Below are 18,093 nucleotides of genomic sequence, written 5' to 3'. Positions count from 1 at the left end.
GCGCAATGGCGTCATTGCGGGCATTCCAGGTGAAGATGATCCGCGGCTCAACGCGGACGGGGCCTGAGTTCGCCGGACGCGAGAGTTTGACGCGACGCCATGGTCCGGGGAGTGAGGCTGGTCGGAAAATTTACCGAACCCACAGGGTGCATTCGGAGAGTCTTTCATGACCGATACACGCATTGAAACCGACACGATGGGCGAGATGTCCGTTCCGGCGGACCGTTACTGGGGAGCCCAGACCCAGCGATCTCTGCAGAATTTCAAGATCGGCGGGGAGCGGATGCCATCGGCGCTGATCCGCGCCTTCGCGATTCAGAAGAAGGCCGCGGCGCTGGCCAATATGGACCTTGGCAAACTGGCTCCTGAGCTTGGCAGGGCCATGGTGGTCGCCGCCGACGAGGTGATCGCGGGTACGCTCGACGACCATTTTCCGCTGGTGGTCTGGCAGACAGGCTCCGGCACCCAGACGAACATGAACCTCAATGAGGTGATCTCGAACCGGGCCATCGAGCTGATGGGCGGCGTTATCGGCAGCAAGCAGCCGGTGCATCCGAACGATCACGTTAATATGGGGCAAAGCTCGAACGACAGTTTCCCGACCGCCATGTCGATTGCCGGCGTGCTCGAGATCGACAGGGCTCTGCTACCGGCGCTACAGGAGTTTCACGCTGCGCTGCGGGCAAAAGCGGAGGCGTTCTCGGGGATCGTCAAGATCGGCCGGACCCATCTGCAGGACGCGACGCCGGTAACGTTGGGTCAGGAGTTCTCCGGCTATGCCCGGCAGATCGAGCTCGGGATCGAACGGGTGCGCGGTGCGTTACCGCGGCTGATGGAGCTTGCCCAGGGCGGCACTGCGGTCGGCACCGGTCTGAACGCGGCGCCGGGCTTCGCCGAGGCGTTCGTCGAGAGGGTCCGGGAGCTGACCGGTCTGCCCTTCACCAGCGCGGTGAACAAGTTCGAGGCGCTGGCGGCGCATGACGCCATTGTCGAGATGTCGGGCACCCTTAATGTTCTCGCCGCGAGCTGCATGAAGATCGCGAACGATATCCGCATGCTCGGCAGCGGTCCCCGCAGCGGACTTGGCGAGCTGCAACTGCCCGCGAACGAGCCGGGCTCGTCGATCATGCCGGGCAAGGTCAATCCGACCCAGTCCGAGTCCCTGACGCAGGTCTGCGCCCAGGTGATGGGTAATCACACAACCATCACCGTCGCCGGGGCGACGGGGCATTTCGAGCTGAACGTCTTCAAGCCGGTGATGATCTTCAATCTGTTGCAGTCGGTAGCGCTCCTCGCCGATGGCACTCGTAGTTTTTCCGAGAACTGCGTTGTCGGGATCGAGGCGAACGAGGAGCGTATCCAGCAATTGATGGAACAGTCCCTGATGCTGGTGACGGCTCTTAACCCGCATATCGGTTACGACAAGGCGGCCCGGATCGCGAAGAAGGCCTTCGTGGACGGAACCAGCCTCAAGCAGGCGGCAACCGGGCTCGGTCTGGTGACGGCGGAAGAATACGACGCCTGGGTGCGACCGGAAAACATGGTCGGGAACGAGCCCGGTAATTCGTAAACGGAGCTGACCGGGCTCTTCGGCACGCTTGGCGTGTCTTTCATGCAATCAACGCCGCCGAATAACGGCGGCGTTGATCGGGCCGAAAAAGCCTGAATTCACTAATTATTTGCTTCTTTTTTTGTCGAAACAAGGGCGTCGCTTTGGCGATAGACCGTTTCCCTAGCTTGACCTAAGCTGATCATAACAACCGATAGGAGATTATCCTGCCGGTATACGAACAGGGGGTATCAGAATGAAGTTGATTATCGGGCTGGACGGCCACGGTTCTGGCGAACGCGCGTTAAAGTTCGGGCAGAACCTGGCGTCTGTTACGGGAAATTGCGAGCTTCTGATTGTCTACGTGATCGAATGGTCGCCTTTCTCTTTTCAGACACCTGAAGAAAATGCCGAGCGTCACAAACGACGTGAAGAGGAAATCGCCCTGGCGATGGAACGGGTTGTTGCCCCGGCGCTCGAGAGCTTGAAAAAGGCCGGTATGAACGCGCGCGGCATGGTCCGCCACGGCAATGTCGCCGATACATTGAACGCCGTCGCAAGCGACGAGAAGGCAGATCAGATCATCGTGGGAAGGGCCTCCGAAGGGGGCATCGCGAGCCGGATTTTCGGCAGCGCTACCGCGAATCTGGTCATGCATGCCGACGTGCCGGTCACGGTCGTTGCTTAAAAATGGGGGGCGATAATGAAAAAATTCAATCTTGGGGCAATGTTCGCATTGCTCATGGGGGTGATCAGCACTCCGGCTCTCGCGCAGGAAGCTGAAAGCCTGGATGCAAAGGTCAATGCGATCTTCGCAACAATCACGGGCCCGTTTGTCAGCCTTATCTTTGCTCCGATCCCGGGGACCAGCTTTCCCTGGATCGTGATGTGGCTGGTAATCGCCGCGACGATCTTCACGCTGTATTTCGGCTTCGTGCAGTTCCGGTTCTTCAAGCATTCGATCGAACTTGTGAAAGGCGATTATGCCGATCCGAACGATGCTGGTGAGGTTAGCCACTTCCAGGCTCTGGCCACCGCACTGTCCGGGACGGTCGGTCTCGGAAATATTGCAGGTGTTGCCGTTGCCGTCGGGATCGGCGGTCCGGGGGCGACATTCTGGATGATCCTTGCCGGCCTGATGGGGATGGCTTCCAAGTTCACCGAATGTACGCTCGGTGTGAAATACCGGAACGAATATGCGGACGGCACCGTCTCCGGTGGCCCGATGTATTACATCTCCAAGGGCTTTGCCGAAAAGGGACTCCCCGGTGGCAAGATCCTGGCGGTTCTGTTCGCGATCTTCTGCATTCTTGGTGCATTGGGTGGCGGGAACATGTTTCAGGCGAACCAGGCCCATGCCCAGATCTCCGGCATTCTCGGTGACTATCCGGGCTGGATCACGGGTCTGATCTTCGCGGCAGTTGTCTTCGCCGTCATCGTCGGCGGTGTGAAATCGATCGCCCGTGTGACCGAGAAAGTCGTGCCGTTCATGGGCATTCTCTATGTCGCGGCGGCGGTGATCATTCTGGCGGTGAATTACGACAATATCGGCTGGGCATTTGGCCAGATCTTCGAGGGTGCTTTCACCGGTCTCGGGATTGCTGGCGGTTTTGTCGGGGCTCTGATCCAGGGCTTCAAGCGCGCCGCTTTCTCGAACGAGGCCGGCGTCGGCTCGGCCGCTATCGCGCACTCCGCGGTGCGGACGAAAGAGCCGATTACCGAAGGCTTCGTCTCCCTGCTGGAGCCGTTCATCGATACGGTGGTGATCTGCACGATGACGGCCCTGGTGATCACGATCTCCGGCCAGCTGATCTCTGACCCGGCAACGGGGAACTACATGCTCAACGGCAACCACATCGCGACAGTGGACGGAAATACGGGCGTTGCCCTGACGTCCGCCGCCTTCGGCTCTGCGGTGAGCTGGTTCCCGTACGTTCTGGCAATCGCGGTCATCCTGTTTGCGTTCTCGACCATGATTTCCTGGTCCTATTACGGACTGAAAAGCTGGACCTATCTGTTCGGCGAAGGGAAGACGGCGGAGCTCGTGTTCAAGCTGATCTTCTGCGTCTTCGTGGTGATCGGCGCGGCTGCCAATCTCGGCCCGGTGATCGACTTCTCTGACGCGGCCATCTTCGCCATGGCGGTGGTCAACATCATCGGTCTCTATTTCCTGATGGGCATCGTGAAGAACGAGATGACGTCTTATATCGAGCGTCTGAAGTCAGGTGAGATCCGGAAGTTCAAAAAATAGACGGCGCTTACATCGTCTCGTGACGCCATTGATTGAGGAGGCACTCGAAAGGGTGCCTCCTTTTTTATAAGCTTCCTTGTGAAGCGACCGACATCTCCCGTCACGAAACGGAACCCGTAAATGAAGACCTTCAATCTGGCCGATCTCTCGGCGACGGATGCCTATAAACTGCTGCGCAACGTGGTGACCCCGCGTCCCATCGCGCTGGTGACCACGATTGATGAGGCCGGGGTCGTCAATGCCGCGCCGTTCTCTTTCTTCAATGCCATCGCCTTTGATCCCTGCATGGTCGTTCTCGGGCTGGAAGCGCGGCCGGACGGTTCCCCGAAGGACACTTCGCGGAACATCCGCGATAGCCGGGAGTTTGTGGTCAATATCGTTGACCGGGCCATGGCGGAGAAGATGAACGCCTGCTCGACGCCCCTGCCGCATGGCGAGTCCGAGATTCCGCTCGCCGGGTTCACGGTGGAGCCGTCCCAGACCATCAAACCGCCCCGCATTGCCGAGGCGCCGGTCGCTCTGGAATGCACACGGCACACGACGCTTGAGTTGGGCAACCGGCGCGAGATCGTTGTCGGTGAGGTGCAGAGCATCTCCGTCCGCGATGCGCTGGTGCTCGACGAGGAGAAGCTCCATATCGACCAAATCGGACTGGATACAATCGGGCGGCTGGGCGCGAACCTCTATGCGACCAGCCGGGATACCTTCGAGATGAAGCGCCCGGACGGCCGCTAGGGCTTGCGTTCCAGGGTGTTCTCGCCGGCCATGTAGACGGCGACCGTATCGAACTTTCCGTTCTTCAGGGTGAAGAAGTTGCAGTTCGATTTATGGACCTGTGTGCCGTCATGCAGCGTGTTGACGACCCGGAAACGTGCCGCGATCGCACCGTTCTCCGGGTCACAGACAAATTGGAAGTTGTCATGAAGAACGGCTTTGTGACGGCTCCATAGCTGCGTCATCATCCCGCCGATTTCGGCATGACCGTTGAGCGCGACATCGTGGGTTTCGACGGAAAAGCGGCAGTCCTCCGTCAGGGTCGCAAGCACCTGGTCCAGGTCCTCTCCGTCCACGCCGGAAAAGTAGCTCTGAACCAAGGCAATCAGCGCGTCGCGCGTCATGGTGCTCACGCGTTCCGGCCGGGACGGTAGTGCGCGATGGTCTGCGCGATACCGTCCTTCAGGGATGTGCGTGGCAGTGGCCCCAGCAGATCCTCGGTCGGGGTCCGCTCCATGTGCGCCGGGATCGGCAGGAGAGGGCCGTCCCAGTTGATCCGGGCGCCCGGCACCTGATCCTGGATGGCCTCGGCGATGGCGCTGACATCCACCATCTCGCCGGACAGAGTGATGACATGGGCGCCCTCGAAAGGCTTCAGGGCCGCCGCTTCGCAGAGCGCCGCCACATCGTCCACGAAGATCAGATCCGCTGCGCCGGAATAGCCGATCGTGTAGGGCCGTCCCGCCACTGCCTCGCGGCAGGCCACCGAAGGACCGGCGGAGATGCCTGTTTCCCGGGCCGGGCCGTAGACGATGGCCGGGCGGAAACCGATGCTGGAAATGCCGGATTCTATCCAGTAGGCCCGGGCGCAGCCTTCGCAAGCAAGCTTGTAGGCACCGTAATGGGTAACCGGGCTCAGATCCGCGGCGTCATCCGGCGCCAGTGCGGAGGCGCTGCTGGCATAGGCGATGCCGCGCATGCCTTCCGCTTTCGCTGCCTCGAAGACATTGAGTGTGCCGATCAGGTTCACCTGCGCGCCGAGCACCGGATTAGCGGCGCAATCCGGGGTCAGCAGGGCGGCGAGATGGACGGCGAAGCCGCAGTCGCGCGCCGCGTCGCGGACCCGGTCCGTGTCGGTAATGTCGCCGGTCACCCAGTCGATGCCATCGGCCACCTCGCCGATGATCTCCCGCAGGATGGAGCGGTCTTCCTTGCGGTCGAACACCCGGGCTTCGATACCGCGCGCATTCAGTCGCTTGATGAGCCATGCGCCGAGGAAACCGCCGCCACCCGTGATCAGGACCTTCATCGCGCGCCCTCCGTGCCAGCCATATCTGCGGCAGTGAGCTGATAGGCGAGGTTGTAGACGATCGTTTGCGGGTTGCTGACGCCGATACTGCTCTCGGCGATGACTGCCTGGAACTCAGGGACGGAGGCCTCCAGTTCAGGCGCGCCACTGCCCTCGATCAGGACGACGACGTCGAATTCCTTCTCCGCCATGCCGGGCCGGAGCTCGGTCTCCCTGGTCTTCACACCGGAGACTTCAGTGCGGGCGAGACCGATATGAACGCCGCAGGCGCCGGTGACCTTGAGCAGGATGTCGGCGAGGGACTGGGACCCGGCACGCACGCCGTCCGGTCCGGCCCCCGCTGCGAAATCGAGACGGATGGTGGCCATCGCACCGCCTTCACCCACACCGGCCGAGGCAACCCTGTCGCAGGCGACGCGCAGGAAATTGCGGAAGGTTGGCTGCACCTTGTTGGACCAGTCGGTCGGATTGTTAAGCCGTTCGAGATAGGCGGGCGAACGAAACACCTCGACGCTGTCTCCGGCATAGACCGTGCCGTAGCGGTAGCGCGGAACATCGTGATTGATCAGCCGTTTGCCGATTGTGAAGCCCGGGATCGACAGCCGCTCGGGCATATGCTCACGGGTATGCCATTCCATGTATTCGGTCTGGGATGGCGGGTCGATATCGTGCCAAAGCGCCAGAAAGGCGCTGCCGGTCAAAGCCATGTCGTTTCACTCCCTTGGTTTCTTGCTGGTTGTCTCTGCCTTCAGTCGCCGAGCAGGATCTTCGTTGCCTGCAATGCACGCCGGGCGATCTCTGAGGCACCGATGGTTTCGGCCAGAGCATGGTTCGGAACCTCGACGCTGACGGTCATGTGCTTCGGGACAAGCGCGGCGATGGAGGCGAGATCGATGCCGCCGTCTCCGGGGATAAGTCGTGCCGTCCGGGCAACCCTTATCAGTTCCGCGTCTGACGGGTCATAAGGCACCGGTCCGTCGCAGATCTGCACATAGTTCATCAGGTCCGGCGGCAGGGCGGCGAGCTCTTCCAGGGTTGAGCCGCAGCGGTCGAAATGCAGGCTGTCGAACAGGACGGCTGCGGATGGATGATCGGCTGCCTCGACCATGCGTCTTGCATGGGCCAGATCCTTCACCCCGGTCCAGGGCATGAATTCGAGATCCGCCGTGAGGCGGTAGGTGCCGAGCCGGGCGCAAAGGGCGGTGTAGCTATCCTGGCTGCGAACGGGATCTGGATCGTCGACCGCGACCAGCACATGCCGCGCGCCAAGCTCGGCGATCCGGTCGAGAAACGGTGTGAAGTCCTCGATTTTCGTTTCGGCATTCAGGCGGATCATTTCCGCGTCGGCCATGGTGATCCCTGTGTCGCGGAGTGCCGCCTTCAACTCGCGCAGCAGAGCATCGTCCGTGAGCAGCGGAAAGAGGCTGTCGCCGGGGCCGGCCGGCAGCAGCCGGAAGCTCACCATGTCGTAGCCGTGCTCGGCGGCGATGCCGACTGCAGTCACCGGATCGACGCCATTGCCGGTCAGGTAGGCGAGGGAATAGGCGCGTGTCATTGCGATCTCGCTGTTTTTGTCTGAGGGTGCTCTGGTGCCTCGAAATAACCCCGGCCCAGCCGGCTAAAGAATTGCGAGGCATCGGCCGCAGTCGAAAGCTCGGCGGCAGCCTCGGCCAATACCGGCGCCAGGCTGGTGACACGTGCCTCGTCTAGCCGGACTGATGGCCCTGCGATTGACAGGCAACCGACCACGGGGCCGCCGTTTCCGAACCGGACCGGCACCGCCATCGCCGCCATGCCGATCATGTAGCTGTTGACGGTCAGGGCGTAACCGTTCGCACGGGCTTCGCTCAGGGCGGCGAGCAATGCCGTCAGGCTTGTCGGGGCGCCGGGTCCCGGCTCGTATTCGGTCGGTGTCAGGCCCTGCCGGCTGATCAGCGCAATCGCGTTCTCATCGCTCATACTGGCGAGCCATGCCTGCCCGCCCGCCGTGCTGGCGAGATGCAGCGATACGCCCTGCTCGCGCCCCGGGTCGTAGCGCAGACCGCCTGTTGCCCCCTGTGCGACGGCGACCCAGACCAGCCTGTTCCCGTCGATGACGGAGAGCCGGATCAATTCGGTACTTGCCGCCGCCAGCCGGTCGAGAATGGGCTGTGCGATGTCTGTCACCCCGGACCGGCCGAGAAAGCCGAGGCCGAGGGCAGAGAGCTTCACGCTGAGCAGATAATCGCCCTGCTCACGCGCCTGCCGGACATAGCCGAGCCGGGCCAGCTCTTTCAGCTGCCGATGCACGCCGGAAACCGGCATGTCGAGCGCGGAAGCGATGCCGCTTACCGGCATGCCACCCGGGTGGCCGACCATCAGCTCGAGAATGCGAAGGCCGCGTTCGAGGGCGCTGCTCACTGCTCAACTCCGTTCATTGCCGTGACTCCGGTATCCGGGCAGGCGGTCCCGCCGTCTTTGTCAGCCCGCAGGTTACATCGGTGAAATCAGAAAGTGGAAAGAGATTCTAATTTTGAATCATGTTTCGGATTGGGAGCCTCTATGATCGGCTTGTCCGACACAATCCGGCAGCAAGAGTGCGCTCAATGTCCGATCCCAAAATCGCCTCCATATCCGCAAAATCTGAACAGGCACCCGATGACTGGGATGTGATTGTGCTTGGTGGTGGGGCGGCCGGGATGGCCGCTGCGGTTTTCGCCGCGCTCGACGGGGCAAGAACGCTTCTGGTCGAGCGTTCGGCGTTCGTCGGCGGCACCTCGGCGCTGTCCGCCGGGACGGTCTGGATTCCGAACACGCGGCATGCCGGAGAGGTCGGCGCGGGGGACAGCCCGGAGAGGGCGGCCGCGTTCCTCGATGCCGCCGTGGGCAACCGGGCACCGAAAGCGATGCGGGAAACCTTCCTGCGCGCTGGTCCGGAAGCGGTACGGCACCTGGAAGAAAATACGGCAGTGCAATTTCGGGCTCGCCCGTTCCATCCTGATTATCTCTTCGAGCTGGAAGGTTCCGCCGCGGGCGGGCGGGCGCTTGAGGCGCTGCCGTTCGACGGCGGGACACTTGGAAAGGCGCTCGGCCTGCTGCGGCCCCCGATCCCGGAGTTCACCATCCTGAACGGGATGATGGTCGACCGGGACGATATCGGCCATCTGCTGAAGATGACGCGATCGCTGAAATCGCTGGCCCATGGTGCCCGTCTGATTGCGGGCTATGCCGTCGACCGTCTGCGCCACGGGCGCGGGGGGCGGCTGGTGATGGGAAATGCGCTGACTGGCCGGTTGCTGAAAACCCTGCGGGATCTCGGGGTCACACTGATGACGGAGACCGAAATTCTCGATATTTCGGTCGGTCCGGAAGGCACAAGTGCTCTGGCTCGCACCAAAGGCGGGGATCTCAGGCTGCGGGCGCGGGGAGGGGTGATCCTCGCATCCGGCGGCTTCGCCCGTCACCCGGAGCGGCGCCGGGAGATGCTGCCCGAACCGCAGCCGGAATTCAGCCCGGCGGCCCCCGGCAATACCGGCGCGCTGCATGATATCGTGCTCAGGCTCGGTGCCCGCTATGGGGAGGGTGCGGAGCAGCCGGTATTCTGGGCGCCGGTGTCGCGCCGCCAGCGCAAGGACGGCAGCATGGCGGTGTTCCCACACTTCGTGCTCGACCGATCCAAGCCCGGCATTTTCTCGGTCGGCAGGGATGGACGGCGCTTCGTCAACGAAAGCCGCTCATATCATGAGTTCGTGGCGGCCATGTACGCTGCGAGCCGGGATGGCTCCACCATCCCTGCCTTCGAGATCACCGACGCTGAAGGGCTACGGAAGTACGGGCTCGGCATGGTGCGGCCAGGCGGGCGGGGCCTTCGGCCTTTTCTGGAAGATGGATATCTGGTGCAGGCGGAAACGCTGGCAGACCTTGCTGGTAAACTCGGCATCGATCCGGGTGGTCTGGCGGACACTGCCGCACGCATGAACAGCTTTGCCGAAACCGGCATTGACCTCGATTTCAGCCGGGGAACAACCGTCTATGAGCGCGCCAACGGCGATCCGTCCCATGGCCCGAACCCGACGCTCGGCCCGGTCAGGACGCCGCCCTACTACGCCATCCGGCTCTGGCCGGGGGATATCGGCGCGGCCACCGGTTTGCTGACGGATACCGAGGCGCGGCTGGTCGATGCGGACGGCCAGCCGATGCCCGGGCTTTATGCCTGCGGCAACGACATGCAGTCGGTCATGGGAGGCGTCTACCCGGCTCCGGGCATCAATCTGGGACCGGCAATCGCCTTTGCCTATGTTGCCGGGCGGCATGCGGCGCGGCGCGCCCATTCGGGGAATTCATAAATTCTCGGAAAACGGATAGGCTGTGCTGCTGCATGCAAACGCGTTCCCGGGATATCAGGAACGAGGATGGTTACAAATTAAAATAGTTATGTTACATAACTAATCGGAAGAGAGGCGAAAAAGCCTCCGCCGACATCGGTCATTTGGGGAGGAAACCATGACCTTTATTCGCGTAAGCCTGACAAGGGCGGCCGCGGCATTTGCCGTGCTCGCCATCAGCGTGGGCGTCTCCGCCGCGGCGGAAGTAACCCTGCGCATGCATCAATTCCTGCCGGCGCAGGCCAATGTCCCGAAAAACATTCTCTATAAGTGGGCCGACAAGGTTGAGGCGGATTCCGGTGGCCGGATCGAGATCCAGCGCTTTCCGGCCATGCAGCTCGGCGGCAAGCCGCCGGAGCTGATCGACCAGGCGATTGACGGCGTCGCCGACATCATCTGGACCGTTTCCGGCTACACACCGGGCCGTTTCCCTAAGGCCGAGGTGTTCGAGCTGCCGTTTACCATGACCAATGCGGAAGCCACCTCACGGGCTTATTGGGAGCTTGCCGAGGAAACCATGATGGACAGCGATTTCAGCGCTTTCCATGTGCTGGGACTCTGGGTTCATGGCCCCGGCCTGATCCACTCGAAGGCGCCGATCAGCTCTATTGCCGATCTGAACGGGGTCAAGTTGCGGGCGCCGACCCGGGTGACCAACATGCTGTTCGGTGCGCTCGGCGCGACCCCGGTCGGCATGCCGGTTCCTGCCGTACCGGAAGCGCTTTCCAAGGGCGTGATCGACGCGACCGTTATTCCCTGGGAGGTGACCGGTGCGCTGCGGGTGCCAGAGCTGGTGCAGAATCACACCGGCTTCGGCGATGCCTCGCTCTATACCACCACCTTCATCTTCGCGATGAACAAGGACCGGTACAGCGCTCTCCCGGACGATCTGAAGGCTGTGATCGACGATAATTCCGGGCTTGAGTTTTCCGCCTTCGCGGGAGCCCAGATGCAGCGGGACGACGGCCCTGCCCGGCAGTCGGCGGTCGACAAGGGGAACAACATTATCACCCTGACACCGGCGCAGACCGACGAGTGGCGCAAGGCCGCGGAAGCCGTGACCGAAAACTGGGTCAAGGAGATGGACGGCAAGGGGCTCGACGGCACCGGCCTGAAGGCCAAGGCCGCCGCCCTGATCAAGGAACACACGGCGCAATAACCGTATTGCCCCGGGCCGTCTGAGACGGTCCGGGGCAACCCGTTCTTGTTTTCGTTCCCGGAGTTCAAACTATGGCTGTCCTCGCGACACGGCTGGCCCGCCTGATGGCCTTGCTCGGCGGCGCCGTTCTGCTGGTGTTGATCGCCATCACCTGCGTCAGCGTGCTTGGCCGCGGTCTTAACACGTTCGGCCACAGCGCATTCCTGACGGATCTGGCGCCCGGGCTTGCGGAGGCGCTTCTGGCAAGCGGTGTCGGCGCGGTGACGGGGGACTTCGAAATCGTCGAAGCCGGGATTGCCTTCGCCATTTTCGCCTTTCTCCCGATCTGTCAGCTCAAGGCGGGACATGCGACGGTAGACATTTTCACCGATCAGCTGCCGGCCGGGGTGAACCGGGGGCTGATAGCCTTCTGGGAAGTTGCCCTGACGCTGGTCATCCTGCTGATTTCCTGGCGCCTGTTCGAAGGGCTCCAGAGCAAATACAGGTATGGCGAGACTACCTTCCTTCTGCAGTTTCCGGTTTGGTGGGCCTATGGCGCGAGTTTCGCGGCCTCGGTCATCGCCGGGTTGATCGCGCTTTATGCGGCCGGGGCCAGAATCGCCGGGCTACTGGTTGGGCGGGATGTCGTGACATACGACGGGAGCATCCGGCCGTGAGCCCTCTCGAACTCGGTTTCTGGTCCTTTCCGGTCCTGCTTATCCTGATTTTCCTGCGCGCGCCGATCGGTCTCGCGATGTTCTTGTGCGGCATTGGCGGGCTCTATTTCTCGACAGGCGGCAGCGCCATGTTCATGGCCAAGCTGAAGTCGGAAACCTATTCGACCTTTTCCAGTTACTCGCTGACCATCATCCCGATGTTCCTGCTGATGGGCCAGTTCGCCACCGCGTCGGGCATGTCCACGGCCCTGTTCAAGGCGGCGGAAAGCTGGCTCGGTCATCGCCGGGGCGGTGTGGCCATGGCGGCGGTCGGCGCCTGCGCCGGGTTCGGGGCGATCTGCGGCTCCTCGCTGGCGACTGCGGCGACCATGAGTAAGGTCGCCCTGCCGGAGCTGAGGCGCTACGGCTATTCCGGCGGCTTCTCGACGGCGACGCTGGCCGCTGGCGGCACCCTCGGCATCCTGATCCCGCCGTCGGTGATCCTGGTGATCTACGCCATCCTGACAGAGCAGAATATCGCCAAGCTCTTCGCAGCCGCCTTCATTCCCGGATTGCTGGCAGCAGCGGGCTACATGATCACGATCTCGCTCTATGTCCGGCGCAACCCGGACGCGGCCGGCACACGGGAGCCGGTTCCTTATGCGGAACGCTTCAGCGCGCTGATCAATGTCTGGCCGGTGCTACTGGTCTTCGGGCTGGTGGTCGGCGGTATCTATCTTGGCTGGTTCACGCCGACGGAAGGTGCGGCGGTCGGTGCGGCGGGCACGGGCGCCATTGCGCTGGCGCGCAAGGCACTGAGTTGGAGCTTCCTGAAGGAAAGCATCATCGCCACCGCCCAGAATACCGCGATGATCTTCTTCATTATCCTCGGCGCGGCCCTCTATAACGGGTTTCTTGCCCTCAGCCAGGTGCCGCAGGAGCTTTCGGCATGGGTCGTCGGCCAGGGCTTCAGCGCCTGGACCGTACTGACTCTGATCCTGCTGTTCTACCTCGTTTTCGGCTGCCTGATGGACAGCCTGTCGATGATCCTGCTGACCATCCCGATCTTCTTTCCCGTGGTCAGCCAGCTCGATTTCGGCATGAGCCCGGAACATATGGCGATCTGGTTCGGCATTCTGGTGCTGATCGTGGTCGAGGTCGGGCTGATCACCCCGCCGGTGGGCATGAATCTTTTCATTATCAACGTGATGGATCGGGAAACGCCGATCAGCGAGACCTACAAGGCGGTGCTCTGGTTTGTCACCTCCGATATTGTCCGCGTGGTCCTTCTGGTGCTGTTCCCGTCGATCACGCTGTTCCTTCTTTACTGAGCGGAGCGAAAGCGATGCGCACACTCATTCGACATGGATTCAAATCATGCTGATCAAAGGCAACGCGGCACTTGTGACGGGCGGCGGCAGTGGCCTCGGCGCGGCGACGGCGCGTCATCTCGCGGCACAAGGGGCGAAGGTCGCCATCCTTGATTTCGATGCCGAGCTGGCAGAAGCGGTTGCCGGCGAGATCGGCGGTTTGTTCCGTCAGGTCGATGTCAGCGATGCGAATGCGGTCGGCGCCGCGATCGATAGCATTGCGGAAGAACTGGGTGCCGCGCCCCGCATCGTCGTGAACTGCGCCGGGATTGGCACCGCCGCCCGCATTGTCGGCCGCGAGGGCAAGCTCTCCATCGACGTCTTCGAGCGCACGCTGCGGGTCAACCTGTTCGGCACCTACAATGTGATGAGCCACGCCGCCCGGCACATCGCCGAGCTGCCGCCGCTGGAAGGCGGTGAGCGCGGGGTGATCGTCAATACGTCCTCGGTGGCATTCGAGGATGGCCAGCTCGGCCAGGCGGCTTATGCCGCGTCGAAAGGGGCGATTGCCTCGCTCTGCCTGCCGGCGGCGCGGGAGTTCGCCCAGTTCGGTGTCCGTGTCGTCGCTATCGCACCCGGCCTGTTCCAGACACCGATGATGCAGGGCCTGCCGGAAGAGGTGGCGCAGAAAATCGCCGAAAACATTCCGTTCCCGGCCCGGCTCGGTGAGCCGGAGGAATATGCCCTGCTCGCCGGGCAGATCATCACCAATCCCTATCTGAACGGCACGACCATCCGCCTCGACGGCGCGGTCCGGCTGCCGAAACGCTGAGGTATTCCCATGACCGACCCTGTTCTGACGATCGAAGCGCGCGGCCAGATTGCCGTTCTGAGCATGAACCGGCCGGACAAGCGCAATGCGATGTGCGATGCGCTGCTGCAGGCGATTGACGCTTTTTTCGTCAATCCGCCGCCGGAGATCAAGGCCGTGGTGCTGACCGGCTCTGGCGGGCATTTCTGCTCCGGCCTTGATCTCAGCGAGCATGTCGCCCGCGACGCCGAAGGCACGATGCGGCATTCCCGCAGCTGGCATGCGGTGATGGACCGCATTCAGTTCGGCGGCCTGCCCGTGGTCTCGGCGCTGTCCGGCGCCGTAATTGGCGGTGGGCTTGAACTCGCCACCGCGACCCATGTCCGGCTGGCGGAGCCCTCGACCATTTTCCAGCTTCCCGAAGGCCGCAGGGGGATCTTTGTCGGTGGCGGCGCCAGTGTCCGCGTGGGGCGTATTCTTGGTGCCGACCGGATGATCGAGATGATGCTGACCGGACGGCGTTATTCGGCGGAAGAGGGGCTGGCTCTGGGCCTGACCCATTATGCGGTAGGCGAAGGCGAGGCTCTGGAGCAGGCTCTGGATCTGGCGGCCAAGATCGCCTCGAATGCGCCACTCTCCAATTACATCATGATCCAGGCCCTCAGCCGGATTGAGGATATGTCCAAAGCCGATGGCCTCTTCACCGAAAGCCTGTGCGCGGCGCTGACCCAGACCAGTCCGGACGCGATTGAGGGGCTGGCCGCGTTTCTGGAGAAGCGGGCCCCGAAATTCGGCGGCGCGGCATGACGGCGCCCAAGACGAAACCGGGCGCGGTGCCGCCTCTTGCAGGCGAGGCGTCCGATGCCCTGTTGCAGCGCTTTCTCGGCTACCGCATGAAGCGGGCCTTCAATGTCGTGCAGGCGGATCTGGCGGAAGCTCTGCGCCCGTTCGATCTCAGGATGACGTCCTATACGGCGCTGGTCCTGATCATGGACAATCCGGGGCTCAGCCAGTCCCAACTCGCCGCGGTGATGGATATCGAACGGCCGAACCTCGTCGTGCTGGTTGATGAGCTGGAGGGCCGGGATCTGATCGTCCGCGAGCGGGTGCCGACGGACCGGAGGACCTATGCGCTCAACGTCACCCTGGCGGGGCGGCAGCTCTGCGAGAAGGCAATGGCGGCGGCCGAGCAGCACGAGGAGCAGATGTTCCGCGGACTTTCGCCGGAAATGCGGGCGACAGTGGCCGAAGCGATGGTGATCATCCGGCAGGCGGGAGGACAGGCGGGATGAAGCGCACTTCCAGTTTCCTGCCCCACCGCACCGAACGGGAGGATCGTCCCGACGGCAGCATCATCCTGCGTTCGGCTTATCCGCTCGGCCCGGTGGTGGAACGCACTGGAGACTGGCTGCATCGATGGGCCACCGAAGCGCCGGACCGCGTTTTCGTCGCCGAGCGTAGCGGTGCCGGCTGGCGGGAAGAGCGTTTTGCCGCCGTGCTGGAGAAAGTCCGGGCACTGGCGGCGGCGCTTCTGGCGCGCGGAATGGGAGCCGGAACGCCGATCATCGTGCTGTCCGGCGCCGGTGTGGATCACGGGTTGCTTGCCCTAGCCGCGCAGTATATCGGCGCGCCGATCGTCCCCGTGGCCGAGCAGTATTCTCTCATCCATGGCGCCCATAACCGGCTCCGCCACGCGGTGGAACTGGTCCGCCCGCGCATGGCCTTCACCGTTGACGCGGACCAATATGCCGAAGCTCTGGCGCTGGAAGTTTTCGACGGCATCGAGATCGTCGCCAGCCGCACTGGCGGGCGGAGTGATGTCACGGCCTTTGATGATCTGCTGAAGGCGCGGGCCGGGGCGGATGTCGACGCCGCCTTTGCCGCCGTCACACCGGACACAGTGGGCAAGATCCTGATGACCTCGGGCTCGACCTCGGACCCGAAGGGGGTGCTGACCACTCATCGGATGATGTGCGCGAACCAGACCCAGATCGCCGACGCCCTGCCGTTTCTGCGTGAACGGCCGCCACGGATCACCGACTGGCTGCCCTGGAACCATGTCTTCGGCGGTTCGCACAATTTCAACATGATGCTGGCAAACGGCGGCAGTCTCTATATCGATGACGGCAAGCCGGTGAAGGGGTTGTTCGAACGCACGGTCGAAAACCTTTCGCTGATGCCGGGGACGCTCTCCTTCAACGTGCCGGTCGGTTTCTCCATGCTTGTCTCCGCGCTGACGGGCGACAAAGCTCTGCGCCAGCGCTTCTTCGAGGGGCTGGATCTGATCTTCTACGCCGGGGCTTCCCTGCCGCAGGAAGTCTGGGAGGGGCTTGAGCGCATGGCCTTCGAGATCAAGGGCGAGATCCCGCTGATCACCTCGTCCTGGGGCCTGACGGAGACCGCACCTGCGGCGCTTATGCAGATGGAGCCGACGGAACGTTCCGGCGTCGTCGGCGTGCCGCTGAACGGGGTGACGGTAAAGCTCGTGCCGGATCCGGATATGCGCTGCGAGGTCAGGGTCAAGGGGCCGAACATCATGCCCGGCTATTTCGAGGCACCGGAAAAGACCCGGGCGGCGTTCGACGAGGAAGGCTTCCTGATCACCGGGGACGCCATGACCTTTGTCGACCCGGAGGATTTAAACCGGGGCCTGCGGTTCGATGGCCGGATTTCGGAAGATTTCAAGCTGCTGACCGGAACCTGGGTCCGGGCCGCGCAGCTCAGGCTCGACCTGTTGTCCTGCCTCGCGCCGCTCGCCGCCGACCTTGTGGTGACCGGTGCCGACCGGGGCGAGATAGGGGTGATGATCTTCCCCAATCTCGCCGAGCTGGAGCGTGAGGGATATGCTCTTGATGAGGCGGACGGCGCGCTGACCGACAGGCTGTTACTCGGCGATATTCACCGCCGGCTTGCCGTCCGGGATCGGGAATTTTCCGGCAGCTCGACACGTGTCAGCCGGGCTATTGTGCTGTCCGAGCCAGCGTCGATGCCGGAGGCGGAAATGACCGCCAAGGGCAATCTCAATTTCCGCCGTGTCCTGCAGCGCCGGTCCGCGCTTCTTGAGCGGCTCTATTCCGACGGCGATGCAGCCGTGACGACACTCTGAAGGAACAGGAATATGGTTGATATTTCCAAGGTCAGGGCGATCGATATCCATACCCATGCCGAGGAGCCGTGCGGCTGCCACACGGACGATGGATATGACGATTTGCAGGCGACCATGGCGCAGTATTTCCGGGCGCCCTGGCAGCATCCGCCGACCGTGCCCGAAACTGCACAGCATTATCGTGAGCAGAATATCGCCGCCGTGATTTTCCCCGTTGATGCGGAGCGCGAGACCGGCTACCGGCGCTACAAGAACGAGGAAGTCGCCGAACTCGCGGCAGAGAATGACGACGTGCTCATTCCCTTCGCCTCCATCGATCCTTGGAAGGGCAAGATGGGGGTACGGGAAGCCCGCCGTCTGATCCGGGATTTCGGCATCAAGGGTTTCAAGTTCCATCCGACCATGCAGGGCTTCTATCCGAATGATCGGATGGCCTATGCACTCTATGAAGCCATCGAGGAGGAAGGCGGCACCGCGCTCTTCCATACCGGCCAGACCGGTGTCGGCTCAGGCATGCCCGGCGGTAACGGCATGCGGCTGAAATATTCCAATCCGATGTACATGGACGATGTCGCCGTCGATTTTCCGGATCTGAAGATCATTCTGGCGCACCCGTCCTTCCCCTGGCAGGAGGAGGCGCTGGCCGTCGCCCAGCACAAGCCGAACGTCTATATCGACCTCTCCGGCTGGAGCCCGAAATACTTCCCGGAAATCCTGGTCCGCTATTGCAATTCGATCCTGCGGAAAAAGGTCCTGTTCGGCTCCGACTGGCCGATGATCACGCCGGAACGCTGGCTCGCTGACTTCGAGCAGATCAAGATCAAGGACGAGATCCGCCCCGATATCCTGAAAGGCAATGCCGCCCGTTTGCTCGGGTTCGCCTGA

General features: G+C 62.6%; 18 protein-coding genes. 13 read left to right on the top strand and 5 right to left on the bottom strand.

All coding sequences use genetic code 11. The annotated features are described in order from the left end of the window. The first annotated feature begins 166 nt into the window (after window positions 1-166). The 4 genes from fumC to K328_RS24510 all read left to right on the top strand — a co-directional run bounded on the left by fumC (window position 167) and on the right by K328_RS24510 (window position 4,535). Entirely contained in the window at window positions 167-1,570 is a 1,404-nt protein-coding gene (fumC, locus tag K328_RS0116590) for a class II fumarate hydratase (protein ID WP_028466930.1), read from the top strand. Window positions 1,571-1,805: 235 nt separating this feature from the next. Next, complete coding sequence (locus K328_RS0116585; RefSeq protein WP_028466929.1) at window positions 1,806-2,237, top strand: universal stress protein; 432 nt, start codon at window positions 1,806-1,808, stop codon at window positions 2,235-2,237. 15 nt (window positions 2,238-2,252) lie between these two features. After that, complete coding sequence (locus K328_RS0116580; RefSeq protein WP_051285011.1) at window positions 2,253-3,800, top strand: alanine/glycine:cation symporter family protein; 1,548 nt, start codon at window positions 2,253-2,255, stop codon at window positions 3,798-3,800. 120 nt (window positions 3,801-3,920) lie between these two features. Beyond that, a complete protein-coding gene (locus K328_RS24510; RefSeq protein ID WP_051285010.1) occupies window positions 3,921-4,535 on the top strand; it encodes a flavin reductase family protein in 615 nt (204 codons plus the stop codon). Here the strand turns inward: K328_RS24510 and K328_RS0116570 are convergent. The 5 genes from K328_RS0116570 to K328_RS24500 are packed head-to-tail and all read right to left on the bottom strand — an operon-like array spanning window position 4,532 to window position 8,223. Then, window positions 4,532-4,918 (bottom strand): nuclear transport factor 2 family protein, encoded by a 387-nt coding sequence (locus tag K328_RS0116570; protein ID WP_028466927.1) that lies wholly within the window; start codon window positions 4,916-4,918, stop codon window positions 4,532-4,534. The genes K328_RS24510 and K328_RS0116570 overlap by 4 nt on opposite strands. Before the next feature lie 5 nt (window positions 4,919-4,923). Beyond that, a complete protein-coding gene (locus K328_RS0116565) occupies window positions 4,924-5,823 on the bottom strand; it encodes an NAD-dependent epimerase/dehydratase family protein (RefSeq protein ID WP_028466926.1) in 900 nt (299 codons plus the stop codon). Next, window positions 5,820-6,530, bottom strand: a complete 711-nt coding sequence (locus K328_RS25960; RefSeq protein ID WP_051285009.1) for a hypothetical protein — start codon at window positions 6,528-6,530, stop codon at window positions 5,820-5,822. The genes K328_RS0116565 and K328_RS25960 overlap by 4 nt, the downstream gene beginning before the upstream one ends. A 41-nt stretch (window positions 6,531-6,571) precedes the next feature. Next, window positions 6,572-7,378, bottom strand: a complete 807-nt coding sequence (locus K328_RS0116555) for a sugar phosphate isomerase/epimerase family protein (RefSeq protein ID WP_028466925.1) — start codon at window positions 7,376-7,378, stop codon at window positions 6,572-6,574. Next, window positions 7,375-8,223, bottom strand: a complete 849-nt coding sequence (locus K328_RS24500; RefSeq protein WP_084608360.1) for an IclR family transcriptional regulator — start codon at window positions 8,221-8,223, stop codon at window positions 7,375-7,377. Before K328_RS24500 ends, K328_RS0116555 begins: the two co-directional genes overlap by 4 nt. A gap of 185 nt (window positions 8,224-8,408) precedes the next feature. Here K328_RS24500 and K328_RS24495 point away from each other — a divergent pair, with 185 nt between their 5' ends. The 9 genes from K328_RS24495 to K328_RS0116505 all read left to right on the top strand — a co-directional run bounded on the left by K328_RS24495 (window position 8,409) and on the right by K328_RS0116505 (window position 18,093). After that, the gene (locus K328_RS24495) at window positions 8,409-10,148 is read left to right on the top strand and encodes an FAD-dependent oxidoreductase (RefSeq protein ID WP_051285008.1); all 1,740 of its coding nucleotides are present in this window, start codon (window positions 8,409-8,411) and stop codon (window positions 10,146-10,148) included. A 157-nt stretch (window positions 10,149-10,305) separates the two neighbouring features. Beyond that, window positions 10,306-11,346: a TRAP transporter substrate-binding protein gene (locus tag K328_RS0116540; RefSeq protein ID WP_028466924.1), complete on the top strand. Its 1,041-nt coding sequence runs from the start codon at window positions 10,306-10,308 to the stop codon at window positions 11,344-11,346. 71 nt (window positions 11,347-11,417) lie between these two features. Next, window positions 11,418-12,002, top strand: coding sequence for a TRAP transporter small permease (locus tag K328_RS0116535; RefSeq protein WP_028466923.1), 585 nt, complete (start codon window positions 11,418-11,420; stop codon window positions 12,000-12,002). Continuing rightward, window positions 11,999-13,312, top strand: coding sequence for a TRAP transporter large permease (locus tag K328_RS0116530; protein ID WP_028466922.1), 1,314 nt, complete (start codon window positions 11,999-12,001; stop codon window positions 13,310-13,312). The genes K328_RS0116535 and K328_RS0116530 overlap by 4 nt, the downstream gene beginning before the upstream one ends. 46 nt (window positions 13,313-13,358) lie before the next feature. Further along, a complete protein-coding gene (locus K328_RS0116525) occupies window positions 13,359-14,123 on the top strand; it encodes an SDR family NAD(P)-dependent oxidoreductase (RefSeq protein ID WP_028466921.1) in 765 nt (254 codons plus the stop codon). 9 nt (window positions 14,124-14,132) lie between these two features. Further along, entirely contained in the window at window positions 14,133-14,909 is a 777-nt protein-coding gene (locus K328_RS0116520) for a crotonase/enoyl-CoA hydratase family protein (RefSeq protein ID WP_028466920.1), read from the top strand. Continuing rightward, complete coding sequence (locus tag K328_RS0116515; RefSeq protein WP_036554739.1) at window positions 14,906-15,394, top strand: MarR family winged helix-turn-helix transcriptional regulator; 489 nt, start codon at window positions 14,906-14,908, stop codon at window positions 15,392-15,394. Before K328_RS0116520 ends, K328_RS0116515 begins: the two co-directional genes overlap by 4 nt. Continuing rightward, window positions 15,391-17,208: a feruloyl-CoA synthase gene (locus tag K328_RS0116510; RefSeq protein WP_028466918.1), complete on the top strand. Its 1,818-nt coding sequence runs from the start codon at window positions 15,391-15,393 to the stop codon at window positions 17,206-17,208. Before K328_RS0116515 ends, K328_RS0116510 begins: the two co-directional genes overlap by 4 nt. A 12-nt stretch (window positions 17,209-17,220) precedes the next feature. Further along, window positions 17,221-18,093, top strand: coding sequence for an amidohydrolase family protein (locus K328_RS0116505; protein WP_028466917.1), 873 nt, complete (start codon window positions 17,221-17,223; stop codon window positions 18,091-18,093).

It is taken from the genome of Nisaea denitrificans DSM 18348, from assembly GCF_000426505.1.
Taxonomy (GTDB): domain Bacteria; phylum Pseudomonadota; class Alphaproteobacteria; order Thalassobaculales; family Thalassobaculaceae; genus Nisaea; species Nisaea denitrificans.
Note: the sequence above shows the minus strand (reverse complement) of the source record. Positions and strands in the feature narration are given on the sequence as shown.